Origin of the sequence: Haloferax sp. Atlit-4N (genome assembly GCF_003383025.1) — an archaeon.
In the GTDB taxonomy this organism is placed as follows: domain Archaea; phylum Halobacteriota; class Halobacteria; order Halobacteriales; family Haloferacaceae; genus Haloferax; species Haloferax gibbonsii.
In genome coordinates this window covers 184,027-198,659 of sequence record NZ_PSYY01000004.1, presented here as the reverse complement: position 1 = coordinate 198,659, position 14,633 = coordinate 184,027, and the positions used below count along the sequence as shown (strand labels likewise).

12 protein-coding genes are annotated in these 14,633 nt (G+C 68.1%); 9 read left to right on the top strand and 3 right to left on the bottom strand.

What is annotated here, in order from left to right; genetic code table 11:
* The first annotated feature begins 43 nt into the window (after window positions 1-43).
* Window positions 44-370, top strand: a complete 327-nt coding sequence (locus C5C07_RS18495; RefSeq protein ID WP_004978017.1) for a NifU family protein — start codon at window positions 44-46, stop codon at window positions 368-370.
* A gap of 204 nt (window positions 371-574) precedes the next feature.
* Here the strand turns inward: C5C07_RS18495 and C5C07_RS18490 are convergent, their stop codons facing one another.
* Window positions 575-2,377: a hypothetical protein gene (locus C5C07_RS18490; protein WP_115805780.1), complete on the bottom strand. Its 1,803-nt coding sequence runs from the start codon at window positions 2,375-2,377 to the stop codon at window positions 575-577.
* A 302-nt stretch (window positions 2,378-2,679) separates the two neighbouring features.
* Here C5C07_RS18490 and C5C07_RS18485 point away from each other — a divergent pair, with 302 nt between their 5' ends.
* Window positions 2,680-4,530 (top strand): asparagine synthase-related protein, encoded by a 1,851-nt coding sequence (locus C5C07_RS18485; protein WP_115805779.1) that lies wholly within the window; start codon window positions 2,680-2,682, stop codon window positions 4,528-4,530.
* Between the two features lie 356 nt (window positions 4,531-4,886).
* Here the strand turns inward: C5C07_RS18485 and C5C07_RS18480 are convergent, their stop codons facing one another.
* Window positions 4,887-5,945 (bottom strand): glycosyltransferase family 4 protein, encoded by a 1,059-nt coding sequence (locus C5C07_RS18480; protein WP_004978020.1) that lies wholly within the window; start codon window positions 5,943-5,945, stop codon window positions 4,887-4,889.
* A gap of 226 nt (window positions 5,946-6,171) precedes the next feature.
* Window positions 6,172-7,251 carry a DUF354 domain-containing protein gene (locus tag C5C07_RS18475; protein ID WP_004978021.1) on the bottom strand — a complete coding sequence of 360 codons (1,080 nt, stop codon included), beginning with the start codon at window positions 7,249-7,251 and terminating at the stop codon, window positions 6,172-6,174.
* A 365-nt stretch (window positions 7,252-7,616) separates the two neighbouring features.
* Between C5C07_RS18475 and C5C07_RS18470 the strand changes: the two genes are divergently transcribed.
* The 7 genes from C5C07_RS18470 to C5C07_RS18440 all read left to right on the top strand — a co-directional run bounded on the left by C5C07_RS18470 (window position 7,617) and on the right by C5C07_RS18440 (window position 14,599).
* A complete protein-coding gene (locus C5C07_RS18470; protein ID WP_008094128.1) occupies window positions 7,617-8,204 on the top strand; it encodes a metal-dependent hydrolase in 588 nt (195 codons plus the stop codon).
* 182 nt (window positions 8,205-8,386) lie between these two features.
* Window positions 8,387-8,962: an N-acetyltransferase gene (locus tag C5C07_RS18465; protein WP_004978023.1), complete on the top strand. Its 576-nt coding sequence runs from the start codon at window positions 8,387-8,389 to the stop codon at window positions 8,960-8,962.
* Entirely contained in the window at window positions 8,959-10,062 is a 1,104-nt protein-coding gene (locus C5C07_RS18460; protein WP_004978024.1) for a DegT/DnrJ/EryC1/StrS aminotransferase family protein, read from the top strand. The genes C5C07_RS18465 and C5C07_RS18460 overlap by 4 nt, the downstream gene beginning before the upstream one ends.
* Window positions 10,059-11,099, top strand: coding sequence for a Gfo/Idh/MocA family protein (locus C5C07_RS18455; protein WP_231608387.1), 1,041 nt, complete (start codon window positions 10,059-10,061; stop codon window positions 11,097-11,099). Before C5C07_RS18460 ends, C5C07_RS18455 begins: the two co-directional genes overlap by 4 nt.
* Window positions 11,096-12,529 carry a nucleotide sugar dehydrogenase gene (locus C5C07_RS18450; protein WP_050460369.1) on the top strand — a complete coding sequence of 478 codons (1,434 nt, stop codon included), beginning with the start codon at window positions 11,096-11,098 and terminating at the stop codon, window positions 12,527-12,529. The genes C5C07_RS18455 and C5C07_RS18450 overlap by 4 nt, the downstream gene beginning before the upstream one ends.
* Window positions 12,526-13,611: a non-hydrolyzing UDP-N-acetylglucosamine 2-epimerase gene (gene wecB / locus C5C07_RS18445; protein ID WP_004978045.1), complete on the top strand. Its 1,086-nt coding sequence runs from the start codon at window positions 12,526-12,528 to the stop codon at window positions 13,609-13,611. The genes C5C07_RS18450 and wecB overlap by 4 nt, the downstream gene beginning before the upstream one ends.
* Window positions 13,604-14,599: a polysaccharide deacetylase family protein gene (locus C5C07_RS18440; RefSeq protein ID WP_233510452.1), complete on the top strand. Its 996-nt coding sequence runs from the start codon at window positions 13,604-13,606 to the stop codon at window positions 14,597-14,599. Before wecB ends, C5C07_RS18440 begins: the two co-directional genes overlap by 8 nt.
* The last annotated feature ends 34 nt before the right edge of the window (window positions 14,600-14,633 follow it).

The window sequence follows — 14,633 nt, the reverse complement described above, 5'->3', positions numbered from 1 at the left end:
TAGCCCAGATTTATTACAAATGGGGCCGTATCGACGAACGCCTATGAGCGCGCAATCACTCGAACGGCAGACACGGAACTACCTGAGCAACAACGTCCCGCAGATTCAGGAACACGGCGGGCACTTCGAAATCGAGGACGTGAACGACGAGACCGGGGAGGTCACCATCGCCATCGGCGGCGCGTGCTCCGGATGCGGCATCGCGCCGATGACGATGAAGGCCATCAAGAGACGCATCGCCGACGAGGTCGACGACGTGTCCTCGGTGACCGTGCGGCGGGCGGGCGGCCCGCGGGCCGCCGTGATGCCGTCGAAGACGGACGAGATGGACCAGATGGAAGAGTACGAGGACTACAGCCCGCCGTTCTGAGCCGGTGGGCCGTCGACTTACCTCACCGTTTTTCTGACCCGCCGCTCGGCGGTGGCCGCGACGCGACCGCGACGCACTCGAATCCGAGAGATGCGTCTCCGGTTCGAAGCGGAGGAACCGAGGGAGAGAAATAGCGGCAGCACCGGCAAATCGACGGTCTCGGCACCGGTGTCGGCGTGAAACGAAAAATCGGACTCCGTGCCGCTACCCGGACACGTAGTAGAGGTCGGCCGAGCCGTTCGACATGACGCGGTTCACGTTGGGCTGATTCTGAACGGCTGTGAGATTCGCCGCGGAGTACCGGAGTTCGCGGTACGCGACCACCTCGCGGTCGTAGTCGGTCTTCGAGACCATCAGATACCGCGGCCCGTCGTAGTAGCTCGGCAGGTCGGTGAGCGCCTCGTCGGGCGTCGTGAAACCGAGCGCCGGCGTGGTTCGCTCGGGAAGCGCCTCGGCGAAGCGGTCGGGGTTCCCGCGGATACCCACGTAGCGGATGTCCTCGTCGGACATCTCGAAGGCGGTGTCGTACGCCCCCATCTGCTGGGCGGGGACGTGGTTCGAGGGGAGGTAGATGTACGGCGACGGGAACATCACCATGAGCGTGAGCCCGATGACGAGCGCCGTCGCGACGGGCGCACCCGCCTTGACCGCCGTCCCGTACTTCGACCAGTAGCTCGTCCCCGCGAGCCACTCGAACGCGTAGAACAGCCCAACGCTCCCGACGATGGTCGCGATAATCATCGCGAAGCCGACGTGGCGGAAGAAGAAATTCGTCTCCGAGATGACGCCGAGGAGGTGCGCGAAGAAGTACGGCACCAACACGACGAGGCTGAACGTCAGCGTCCGCAGGACCGACCGGCCCTGACCCGACAGCTTCGGGAGCCGCCCGAACAGGACGCCGAGGAAGACGCCGAAGGTAATCAGGGCGTACACCGCGTTCACGAGGAACAGCTTCACGAACACGTCGAAGATGCCGCCGCCGACGGCGGTCACGGAGCCGGTGCGTTGGGAGATTGCCGTTCCGGCCTCGGAGCTTCCCGAGAGAATCCCGAGCACGCCCTCGACGAACAGGCCGCCCGTCGAGAAGCCGACCGTGTACTGGGTCAGCCAGTAGACGAACGCCGCGGCGAAGACGAGCGTCAGACCGTAGACCGGTCGCTGCTCGGCCACGGCGTCCGGGGTCCGCCAGCGCTGGACGAGTTGGATGGCCGCGGCGACGGCGAACAACACGAGGTAGTTGACGGCGACCTGCAGGTGGTACGACACCAGCGCGACCGTCCCGATGGCGAACAGGACGGAGACGGGCGTGACGTGGCCGCGCCACCGGCTCTCGACGGCGTCGGTGCCGGAGAACTGGTGTTTGAAGAAGAGGTACAGAAGCACCAGTCCGAGGAACGACGCCAGCGAGTAGGGGAAGAACATGAGCTTGAACCCGTTGAGGTTCACCGGCAGGAACAACAGCGCCGAGAACACCGCGATGAGGACCGCCCGGCGGTCGGGGACGACGAGCGAGACGATGAGCGGGACGAACACGAGGTAGACGACCGAGACGAAAAACACCACGAGCATCATCGCGGTGGTGATTTCGACGCCGAGGGCGGCGCTGAACATCCCAGCGGAGACGTGACCGCTCGGGTAGACGATTTCGAGCGGCGTCAGCGTCTCCGAGACGAGCGACTTCGCCCAGCCGAGGTGCGTCAACGAGTCGTTGAACCCGTAGAAGTAGTACTCCCGGACGAGCGGAAGCGCTGAGACCGCGGCTATCGCGAGGGCCGCCAGCCCCACCCCACCGACCGCGAACCGACTGTTCGGGGCGCGAACGACCACGACCAACGCGGTCAGCACCGCCACCGCCACGCCGACCCAGAAGACCACCGGAGTCGACTGGTAAATCGAGACCTCGTACGCGCGCGCCGGCGACGCGCGAGCGACGAGGATACCGACGGCTATCGCGAGAAATCCGACGAGGAGGAGTGTTCTCGTGAGCCGCGAATCACGTTGCTTCATCCCGTGAGAGAAGGCGAGTAGCGTAGTTTGTTATTGAGAATGTAATCGGTGTCTGCGGACGGTATGGGCGTTCTTCCCCACGTCTCGCGCGGTCAGCAACCGAAGCGTCGGGCGTCGAGGGGGCCGTCCGAGACAGAGACCCGTTCGAGCCTCGGTTCCGGTCGGTTCGACGCCGCTCGACGCCGCCGCGCGACGTATAGGCGCGTGATAACAAAACCCGACGCACGCGGATATCGGGCAACGATGTCACTCACAGTAGTCACGCCACAGACCGCCGAGCGAACCGGACGCGAGGGTCTTCGATGACCGGCTTCGTCGGCGGCGCGCTCGACGCGGCGACGCTCGACGCCTGCGCGGCCGAACTCCACCACGAAGACTGGTACGAGTCGGCGACGCGGTCGACCGGCCGCTTCGGCGTCTCGGTCCTCCACCACGGCGCGAGAGACCCCAAGGGCTGTACCGTCTGGGAGGACGGCTCGCGCGTGGGAGCCATATACGGCGCGGTGACGAACCTCGACGAACTCGCCCTCGACGCCGACGGGCTGTTCGACCGACTGTTCGAGGACCCGCACGCGCTCCTCCCCGAGCTCGACGGCTCGTTCCTCGTCGTCGGCGTCGACGGCGACGACGAGCGCGTCGTGCTCGCCAGCGACAAACTCGGGACGCGACAGTGCTTCTACGTCGCGGGCGAGCCGTTCGCCTTCGGGACGGAAGTCGGGGCGCTGACGACCCTCTTGGACGACCCGCAGGTCGACGAGCGCGCCATCAGCGACCTCCTCATGATCGGGCACGTCTGGGGCGACAAGACGCTCGTGCGGGGCGTGAAGTTCCTCCCCTCGGGGTCCGTCCTCGACTACCGGGCCGACACGGGCCGCGAAATCGAGTCGTACTGGCACCACACGTTCGAACAGAGCCCCGACGACTCCTACCTCGACGACCTCACCGCGGCCTATCAGGACGTCATCGCCGACATGGCCGACACGATAGACGGCGACATCGGCCTGTGGCTCTCCGGCGGCCTCGACAGCCGCTCGATGGCGGGCGAACTCAGCCGCTACCACGACCTCACGACCTACACCTACGACTCGAACCCCGCGAACGGGAGCAACCTCGAACTCGCCGCGAAGGTCTCCGAGGTGCTCGGCCTCGAAAACAGGCGCGTGCCCGTCGAGTCGAACGCGCTCGTCGACTCGCTCGACAAGTCGGTCCAGCTGACGAGCGGGATGGTCGGCCTCTCAACGTTCGTCAACCTCGCGAACGTGTTCAACATCGAGGACATGCCCGACGTGCTCATCGAGGGCTGCGGACAGGGCGGGATGATGGGCGACGGCATCGGCCGGGCCGCCGTCGAGGGAAGCAAATCCCCCGAGGCGGCGCTCTACCGCGCGAAACACCGCATCGACGTGGACGACGCCCGCCGGCTCCTGCGGACCGAGTTCGACCCGATGACGACCTACCGCGAGGAGGTGCGCAAGAGCGACCAGCCGGACCTCTACAGCACCGCGATGGACTGCTACTACCGCAACTACTTCCCGCGGTGCGACTTCGCCAGCAACCCCATCGCCGAGAGCCAGGCCGGCACGCGGGTCCCGTTCAGCGACACCGAGTTCCTCCGAGCTGTGACGCGGATGCCGCTGTCGCACCGCGTCGGCTCGATTCCGTTCACCAACGGGAAGATTCCCGCCGGGACGGCCTACCCGAAGGTCGAGCTGGTCCGCCGCCTCGACGGCCGACTCGCGGACATCCCCTACGAGCGGACGAAGGTCCCGCCGGCGCGCCCGATGTGGCAACACGCCGCCGGCTTCGTCGTCGGCACCTCCGTCGACCGCATCCGCGAGCGACTCGTCGGCGACGTGCACACCTACGGCGGCCGCTCGACCATCGGCGACTGGTACCGGACGAACCGCGCGCTCCGCGAGCGCATCGACGACCTGCTCGACTCCGCCTGCGAGCGCCCGTACTTCGACGCCGACGAGATTCGACGCCTCCAGCGCGAGGAACTCACGGGCGAGGCCGAACACATGAGCGCCATCTCCGGCATCATCACCGGCGAACTCTGGGTTCGCAAGTACATCGACCGCGAGGGCCGCGGCGTCGGAGAAGGTGCCGCGAGCGCGACGGAAGCCGAAGACGCGCCGCAGCCGGCCGACTGAGGCCGGGCGGGCCTCTCAGAACTCTTTTTAGTCTGTCTTCGGTCGTGAAGAAAGATGATCCGTGTCTGTCGACGGCATCAACGCCCTCGGACGTAGGCAGTAGACGCCGACGCCGAAAGCGAGATGAGGCTTGCCCCAAGAGAAACAGTTGCTCATCGGGTAAACTCCCGAGGGGAACTCCTGACATCTGAGCGACGGTTTCAGCAGAAACCTTGTTGACTGAAGCCATCAGTCGCCGAACTCCTCGCGTGCGCCGTCAGCCGCGTGTCGCGGAGCCCGCGTGTCGTCCACGAACCGAGCCCGGAGAGAACTATCTACGGCGGGAAACGGTACCGACGCAAAAACAGACTCCGACGCTACGCCGCCTCGGCGTACATCGCCACCAACTCGTCCGCGTTCGACTGCCACGAGTAGCGCTCTTCGATGACCGCCCGATTCGTCCGGCCCATGCGGACGGCCTCCTCGGGGTTGGAGACGAGTCGCGCGAGCGCCCGCGCCAGCTCTTCGGCGTCGCCGGGTGCGACGAGAATCCCGCGGTCGTCGGTGATGACCTCGGGGATGCTACCGACGGGCGTGGTCACGATGGCGTTGCCGCCGGCCATCCCTTCGAGCATGGCGATGGGGAGCCCCTCCGCGTAGGTCGGGAGGACGAACACCGTCCCGCGGCTGATGAGGTCGCGCTTGTCTTCCTCGGAGAGGAAGCCGAGGTACGAGACGTTGTCGTGGGCGGCGGCGACCGCCTCGGCGCGGTCGGCGTGGGGGCCGCGACCGCCGATGCTCACCTCGAAGTCGAGGCCGGGCGTCGATTCGAGTATCTCGATGGCGTCGAGGAACTCGCGGATACCCTTGCGCTCGATGAGGTTCGAGACGAAGACGAGGTGGACGGGGTCGGTCGGGTAGGTCGGGTCGTACTCCGCGGGCTCGACCGCGTTGGCCATGACGTGGACTTTCTCCTCGCCGGCGAGCCGGGAAACGAGGCCGCGCCAGTACTCCGAGAGGACGACCACGTCGTCGACGGCGTCGAAGACGAGCGATTGGAGTCGGCGGACGGCCCGCGAATCGGTCGCGAGGAAGTCGTCGAACGACGAGCCGTGGATGTGGAGGACGACGGGAACCCGCCAGACGTACTTCGAAAACAGCGTGAAGAACGCCGCGCGGTAGAACGAGTAGGTGTGCGACGAGTGGACGTGGACGATGTCCGGGCGTCGCTGGAAGGGAAAGAGAACGACGGCGATGAGCGACGAGAGGAGCATCCGTGCCGCGAGTTCGAGTCCCTCGCCCTTCGGCGCGGTGTAGCGCGTGTAGACGCGAACGTCCATCCGGTCTTCGAGGTAGCGACGCTGTTCGGTGATGTATCGGTCGATGCCGCCGGTTCCTTTCGGGCCGACGATGAGGAGTGTTTGCTTGGGCTTCATGGATTGGTTCTGGTTGGTTCCGCGGGTCGTGGTCGGGGTATCCCGAGTCCGAGTCACGAGACGCGTCGAGGCGGGCACGGGCGCGCGCCGGCCGATGCGCGAAAATTGGGCGGTTCGGCGGTTAGTTATGGGTCGATTGACCGCCTCCGAGGGCGTGGGGGAATCAGAGGCGGTTTCGATTACGCCGGACGCCGGCGGCGTGAAGTCGGCGATGGCGCGACGGCGACTACGCCGGGACTGTGTGTCGCGTCAGCGAGTCGACCGTCTCGACGGAGCCGTAGTTCAGCGCCACCTGGACGATGACGTCGGTGAGATTGACCTTGTCCGCGAGGAACGCGTCGCGCTTTTCGGCCCAGCGGGTCTTCGCGCCGTCGTCGTCGAGGAGTGCTTCGGCGCGGGCCATCACGTCGTCGAACGACTTGAGGTTGGAGATGAGCCCCTGTCGTTCGAGTTCGACGAAGTTGCCCATGTCGTCGTCTCCGACGAAGGAGTTCGACCGGATGGCGGGCGTCCCGAGCAGCGCCGCCTCGGTGACCATGGTCTGAGTGTCGGCGACGAGCAGGTTCGCCTCGGCGAGCACGTCGTGGACGAGCGCGGGGTGGAAGTCGAACGGCCGGGTGTCGAGGTCGCCGTCGCGGCGCTCCTCGCTCTCGTCGAGGACGAAGACGGTCGCGCGCTCCCCCAGCATCTCGATGAGTTCGCGGCGGCGCTCGGGGGTAAAGCCGCCGTGGCCCACGTCGTGGTGCGAGCCGAACGCGTTGAACCGGACGACGACGAACTTCTCGTCGGGGTCGAGACCGAGTTCGGCGCGGATGTCCACCGAGGGCTCGTACACGTCGGGGTGGAGGTAGGCCGTCTCTTTGAACCCGCGGAACTGGTAGTGGTTGTCCGCGAGGTCCTTCCCGAAGGTGTGGGGCGTCAGAATCGCCTTGGCGAACGGCCGGGAGACGACGTGGTCCAACGAGGTCGGCTCGGAGTCGAGGACGAGGACCACGGGCGTCCGCGAGACGGCCCCGGCGTGGGCCGCGTAGCCGCCCATCCCGAAGATGAGGTCGGGCTTGAACCGCCGCACGGCGCGGAAGATGTTGACGTAGTGGAACGGGAGCGACTTGAAAAGCGAGTACTTCGTCGTCCCGCAGGAGCCGTACATCTCGTGCGGGAGGTCGTAGTACTCGAGCAAGTCCTTGGTACAGCCGTAGTCGCGGCCGAGGACGAGCACGTCGTGACCCATCGCCTGAAGCTCTCTGACGGCGTACTTGTAGAGGTGAACGTGCGCGGGCGTGTTGGTGAAGAACAGGTATCGCATACTCTCTGGAGATGCCACGCGCCCCGCGGGAGTAGTTATACGGCGTCTACCCGCCGCCGCCGCTCGAATCGACGCCGACTTCCGGCGGCGAAAACCGCCCCGAGGCGGTTACAGTCGCCATAACAAAACCCGGACGAGCACACGGGTCCCCTGACCGGGCGCTCGCGCGCCGTTTCGCCCAACACCGCGTCCGACGCGGACGGAAACCACGTCCTCCACAGCCGACCCGACGCGCCCGACACACACCAGATGTTTCAGACACGTACCCCCACTATCACCCCGCGACGACGAACCGCCGACAGAGAACCGCCGACGCGGACGCAATCGACCGAGACCACGGGCCAACCGACCGGGAGCGACCGCTGATGTTCCCGTGGGAGCACGCCGCCGTCGGCTACATCCTCGTCTCGCTGTGGGCTCGGGCGACCGGCCGAAAGCTCGACGGCTGGGCCGCGCTGGCGGTGCTCGTCGGGACGCAGTTCCCCGACCTCGTCGACAAGCCGCTTGCGTGGTCGTTCGGCATCCTGCCGAGCGGTATCTCGGTTGCGCACTCGATTCTCGTCTCGGTGCCGGTCTCGATACTCGTCGTGGCCGTCGCGCGGCGCTACGGGGCGGCCACGGTCGGCGTCGCTTTCGCCCTCGGCTACCTCTCGCACATCCCCGCGGACCTGCTGTACAACGGCTTTTTCTTCGGGAACTACGACGTGATTCGGGCGTTCCTGTGGCCGCTGTCCCACGGGAGCGAGTCGTCGATGGGCGGCTTCTTCGCCCAGACGTGGTTCTACCTGCGCCGCTTCGTCGTCTTCCTCGGCCGACCCGAGGCGTGGGTGCTGGTCGCGTTCGAGCTCGCGTTGCTCGGGAGCGCCGTCTGGCTCTGGCTCGGCGACGGCGCGCCCGGCGTGGAGCTTCTCAAGCGCTCCGTGACCGGAATCCGCCGCGGCGTTACGAAGTGACTGCGACCGGATTTCGGGCGGCAATCACTCCATAACAAAGCCCTCACCGAGACTGAATTTCGCTAAGGCAGGCAGACTCCCCGCCGACATGATATGAAATTCCAGATTTTCCAGTCGATTCGGCCGTTCGCCGAGTCGACACAGACAGTCGATGGAGCGCGACCGACGCGAGGTGGACGACGATGAGCGCCGAGATGGGCGTCGAATCCCACGTCGACGACGGCGTCACCATCGGCTACGGCGACGGCGACGACCCGGTCATCGGCGACCGGGCGCGAATCCGCGCCGGAACCATCGTCTACCACGACGTGAGCATCGGCGACGACTTCGTCACCGGCCACAACGTCCTCGTCCGCGAGCACACGACCATCGGCGACCAGGTGCTTCTCGGGACCGAGACGGTCGTCGACGGCACCACGACCATCGGGTCGCGCGTGAGCATCCAGACGAACGTCTACATCCCCACCAACACCCGCATCGGCGACGACGTGTTCGTCGGCCCGGGCGTGGTGATGACGAACGACCCCTACCCGGTCCGCGCCGACGCGGAACTGGTCGGCCCGACAATCGAGAACCACGCCTCTATCGGCGCGAACGCGACGCTCCTCCCCGGCGTGACCGTCGGCGAGGGCGCGTTCGTCGCCGCCGGCGCGCTCGTCGTGAACGACGTGCCGCCGCGAACCCTCGCCGTGGGCGTCCCCGCCGTCCACCGCGAACTGCCGGAGCAACTGCGGGGAGAAAACAGGATACGACGATGAGTTCAGACCACATTGCCATCGCCGCGCCCCAGCTCGGCGCGGCGGAACGGGACCGAATCGCGGCCGTCCTCGAAAGCGGCATGATAGCCGACGGCCCCGAGGTTCGGGGCTTCGAGCGGGAGTTCGCCGACTACTGCGGCGCCGACCACGGCGTCGCCACCTCGAACGGGACGACGGCGCTCCACGCCGCGCTCCACGCGCTCGGCGTCGGCCCCGGCGACCGCGTCCTGACGACGCCCTTCACGTTCATCGCGACGGCCAACGCCGTCGCGTTCACGGGGGCCGAGGTGGGTTTCGTCGACATCGACCCGCGGACGTACAACATCGACCCCGACGCGCTCGAAGCGCGGCTCAGGGCCGGCGAACAGGTGGACGCGGTCATCGCGGTCCACCTCTACGGTCTCCCGGCGGACATGACGCGCCTCACGGAACTCGCCGAGGAGTACGACTTCCTGCTCGTCGAGGACGCCGCGCAGGCCCACGGCGCGGAAGTCGAGGGACGGCGCGTCGGCTCCTTCGGCGACGCCGCGTGCTTCTCGTTCTACCCGACGAAGAACATGACCACGAGCGAGGGCGGGATGATCACCACCAACCACGCGGACGTCGCCGAGCGCGCCGCCCGATTCGTGGACCACGGCCGCGTCTCCGGCTACGAACACGCCGAGGTCGGCCACAACTTCCGCATGACGAGCATCGCCGCGGCCATCGGCCGGGTCCAGCTCGAACGCCTCCCCGAGTTCACCCGCGCGCGACAGGCCAACGCCGCCGCGCTCACGGAGTACCTCGAAGACTCGCCGGTCACGACGCCACACACGCCGTCGGACCGAACCCACGTCTTCCACCAGTACACCGTCGCCTGCGACGGCATCGAGCGCGACGCCCTCAAGTCGTACCTCGACGCGAAGGGAATCTCCACGGGCGTCTACTACCCGAAGCCCGTCCACAAGCAACCCGCGTACGAACACCTCGCGGTGTCGGCCCCCGTCGCGGAAGAGGCCGCGGAACGGGTCCTCTCGCTGCCGGTCCACCCCGGACTCAGCGAGGCCGACGTAGAGCGCGTCGGGACTGCGGTCGCCAACTACGCGGAGGTGGCGAGGTGAGCCGAGAAACCACCGGATTGCGAACAGACGGCGGCCGGGAGCGCCCGGTCCGCGCGGGCGTCGTCGGCGTCGGGTCGATGGGAACCAACCACGCGCGGGTCTACGCGGAGCTTCGCGGCGTCGAACTGGTCGGCGTCGCCGACGCGGACGCGGACCGCGCCGCCGAGGTCGCCGCCGACTTCGGCACCGACGCGTACGGAATCGAGGAACTCCTCGACCGCGTCGACGTGGTGACGGTCGCGGTGCCGACGCCCTACCACGAGTCGGTCGCCCGGCAGTGCATCGACGCCGGCGTCCACGCGCTCGTCGAGAAACCCTTCGTCGACGACCTCGACGCGGGCGCGGAGTTAGCCGCGCTCGCCGAGGAACGCGGCGTCGTGCTGCAGGTCGGTCACATCGAGCGGTTCAACCCGGCCGTCCGCGCCCTCCCCGACCTCCTCGACGGCGTCGAACCCATCGCCATCACCGCGAACCGGCTCGGCCCGCCGCTGAACCGCGAGATGGGCGACGGCGTCGTCATGGACCTCATGATTCACGACATCGACGTGGTGCTCTCGCTCGTCGACGCCGCGGTCGACCGCGTGGCCGCGACCGCCACGCCCGACGAGCAGTACGCGACGGCGCAGGTGACCTTCGAGAACGGCGTCATCGCCTCGCTCACCGCGAGTCGGCTCACCCAGCAGAAGACGCGGACCCTCGACATCACCGCGCGCGACCGGCTCATCCGGGTCGACTACCTGAACCAGTCGGTCCAGATATTCCGCCAGTCGCGGCCGGACTACCTCCGTGACAACGGGGGCGTGCGCTACCGCCACGAGGTGGTCATGGAACAGCCGATGATTAACACCGGCGAGCCGCTGAAACGCGAGCTACAGGCGTTCGTGGACGCCGCGACCGACGGCGGCCCGGTCCTCGTCACCCCGGCCGACGGCCTGCGCGCAATCGAACTCGCCCGGCGCATCGAGGCCGACGCCGAGTCGGCGATTCGGAGCGTCGAGACCGCGGAGACCACGGAAACCCCGGAGGGCCGGCAATGAGCCGCGAACGACCCGGACTGTACGGCTCCGACCGCTCGCCCGAAGAACAGACGCGGGCCCTGCGCGCCGGCGAGGTCCCCGTCGCGGTGTACGGCCTCGGGAAGATGGGCCTCCCGCTGGCGGCCGTCTACGCCCGCGCGACGGGCAACGTTACCGGCGTCGACATCAGCGAGGACGTGGTCCGCGGCGTCAACGACGGCGAGTGCCACGTAGCGAAGGAGCCGGGACTCCCCGAGTTAGTCGCCGAGCAGGCCGAACGCGGCGCGCTTCGGGCGACCACCGACGGCGTCGCCGCGGCCGAGGGAGCCGCGATTCACGTCATCATCGTCCCGACCCCGCTGACCGACGACCGCGAACCCGACCTCGCGGCGTTCGAGGCCGTCCTCGACAGCATCGCGCGGGGCCTCGCGCCCGGCGACCTCGTCGTCGTCGAGTGCACCGTCCCGCCGGGGACGAGCAAGGACCTCGTCGTGCCGTACCTCGCGGAGCGAAGCGGCCTCTCGGCCGGCGAGTTCGGCGTGGCGTTCTGCCCCGAGCGGACCTCGTCGGGCCGGGCGCTCCGCGACATCACCGAGTCGCACCCGAAAATCGTCGGCGGCGTCGACGCCGAGAGCACCCGCGTCGCGGCGCTCGTCTACGGCGAACTGACCTCGAACGAGGTGATTCCCGTGCGCGACGCGACGACCGCGGAGGCCGTGAAGCTGTTCGAGGGCGTCTACCGCGACGTGAACATCGCGCTCGCGAACGAACTCGCGCGGCTCCGCGACGACCTCGGCATCGACGTGACCGAGGCCATCGACGCGGCCAACACCCAGCCGTACTGCGACATCCACGCGCCCGGCCCGGGCGTCGGCGGCCACTGCATCCCGTGGTACCCGTACTTCATCACGAGCCGAGTCGAGGCCGAGACGCCGCTGCTCCTGACCGCCCGCGAGGTCAACGACAGCATGCCGGCGTTCACCGCCGACAAGCTCCGCGACGAGTTGGCCGCGACGGGACGCGACGTCGAAGGCGCGACCGTCGCCGTCCTCGGCGTCACCTACCGCCCCGGCGTCGCCGAGACCCGCGCGACGCCCGCCGCGGGCGTCATCGACCGACTGAACGAACTCGGCGCGACCGTCCTCGCGGTCGACCCGATGCTCTCCGACGAGGTCGTCGCGTCTTTCGGCGCGACCCCCGTCTCGCTCGCCGACCTACCGGCTCGCGCGCTCGACGCGGCCGTGGTCGTCACGCCGCACGAGGAGTTCGACGAAATCGACTGGGCCGCCTTCGACGACCTCGTCGTCGTCGACGGCCGCGGCACCCTCGGCGACATCGGCCACCGCGTGTACGAAATCGGCGGTGGACCGCGAGGCGAGTCGTCCGAGGCCGACGCCGACACCGATCCCGAGATTGCGGCCGACGCGCCGCACGGAGGACCGGGCCGATGAGCCGTCTCAAGGTGCTCTCGGTCGTCGGCGCGCGCCCGCAGTTCATCAAGGCGTTCCCCGTCTCCGACGCGCTCAGACGCGACCACGACGAGGTGCTCGTCCACACCGGCCAGCACTACGACGAGTCGATGTCGGGCGTGTTCTTCGACGAACTCGACATCCCGGAACCCGACTACAACCTCGGCGTCGGCTCGGGCGGCCACGCCGCCCAGACCGCCGAGATGATGACCCGGCTCGACGCCGTCGTCGCCGACGAGGAGCCCGACGTGGTGCTCGTCTACGGCGACACCAACTCCACGCTCGCGGCGGCGCTCGTGGCTTCGAAGCGCGAGCCCGCGCTGGCGCACGTCGAGGCCGGCCTGCGGAGCCACAACTGGGAGATGCCCGAGGAGGTCAACCGCGTGCTCACCGACCACTGTTCGGACCTGCTGTTCGCGCCCTCCGAGTCGGCCGCCGAGACGCTGGCGGCCGAGGGCATCCGCGACGGCGTCTCCGTGACCGGCGACGTGCAGTACGACGCGGTCCTCCGGGTCCGCGAGGCCGCCCGCGAGCGGTCGTCGATACTCGCCGACCTCGACCTCCGAGACGGCGAGTACGTCCTCGCGACGGTCCACCGCGCCGCCAACACCGACGACTACGACCGCCTCGAAGGTATCGTGGAGGGGCTCGCGTCGTCGGAACTCCCGGTCGTCTTCCCCGTCCACCCGCGGACCGAGGGGGCGCTCGAAGCCAGCGGCCTCTGGTCGCGGCTCGCCGACGCCGAGAACGTCGTCCTCGTGGAACCGGTCGGCTACCTCGACTTCGTCCGCCTGCTCGACGGCGCGGAGCGCGTCGCCACCGACTCCGGCGGCGTCCAGAAGGAGGCGTTCTACCTCGACACCCGGTGTCTCACGCTCCGCGACGAGACCGAGTGGACGGAGACCGTCGACGCCGGCTGGAACGCCCTCGTCGGCGCGGACGCCACGGCGATTCGGGCGGCGCTGGCCGACGACGACCCGCTTCCCGAAAAGCCCTCGCTGTACGGCGACGGGAGCGCCGCCGAGCGAATCGTCGCCGCGCTCTCGGAGTACGAGTATGCGTGAGACGAAGGGAGATTCGGATGCGCGAGCTGACCACCGCGTGACCGCCACGGAACCGAGCGAACCGGGGTTCGCCGTCTGTCTGACCCACGACGTGGACCGCCCGTACAAGACGTATCAGGGGCTGTACTACGCGGCGAAGTCGAACCCCGGCTACCACCTCCGGACGCTCCTCCGGCGGGAGAACCCCTACTGGCAGTTCGAGGAGGTCATGGCGCTCGAACGCGACCTCGGCGTCCGCTCGTCGTTCTACTTCCTCAACGAGCCGAGCCTCCTCGAGACGGGGTCGCTTTCGGACTGGCTCGAACCGAAGAACTGGGTCGAACACCTCGGCCGGTACGACCTCGACTCGGAGTCGGTCGCCGCCGCCGTCCGCGCCCTCGACGACGGCGGCTGGGAGGTCGGCATCCACGGCTCGTTCCGGTCGTGCGACGACTTCGACCGCCTCCGGACCGAAAAGCGCGAACTCGAAGCGGTCCTCGGCCACGAAATCGTCGGCGGCCGCCAGCACCACCTCAAACTCGGGCCGAACACGTGGCGCTACCACCGCGAACTCGGCTTGAAGTACGACGCCAGCCCCGGGTCGAGTTCGGAAAACGGCTTCCAGCACGGCTACCAGCCGTTCCGCCCCTTCGACGACGACTTCGTCGTCTTCCCGCTGACGCTGATGGAGGTGTCGCTTCCCGACCCCGGGTCGGCGTTCGACGAGGCGTGGGCCGAATGCGAGCGCCTCCTCGACGAGGCCGAGGCGAACGACGCCGTGATGACGGTGCTGTGGCACCCGCGGTACTTCAACGAGGACGAGTTCCCCGGCTACCGCCGGCTCTACCGCCGCATCATCGAACGGGCGCTCGACCGCGGCGCGTGGGTCGGCCCCCTCGGCGACTACTATCGCGAGTTCCTCGCCGAGCGCGATTCCGGCGACGATTCGGAACAGCGGGCGACCGACAGCGCGACCCACGCCGGCGCGAATCACTCGTTCTCCCGGTAGAATACGGCGGCGTCGGCCGGTATCGGCCCCATAA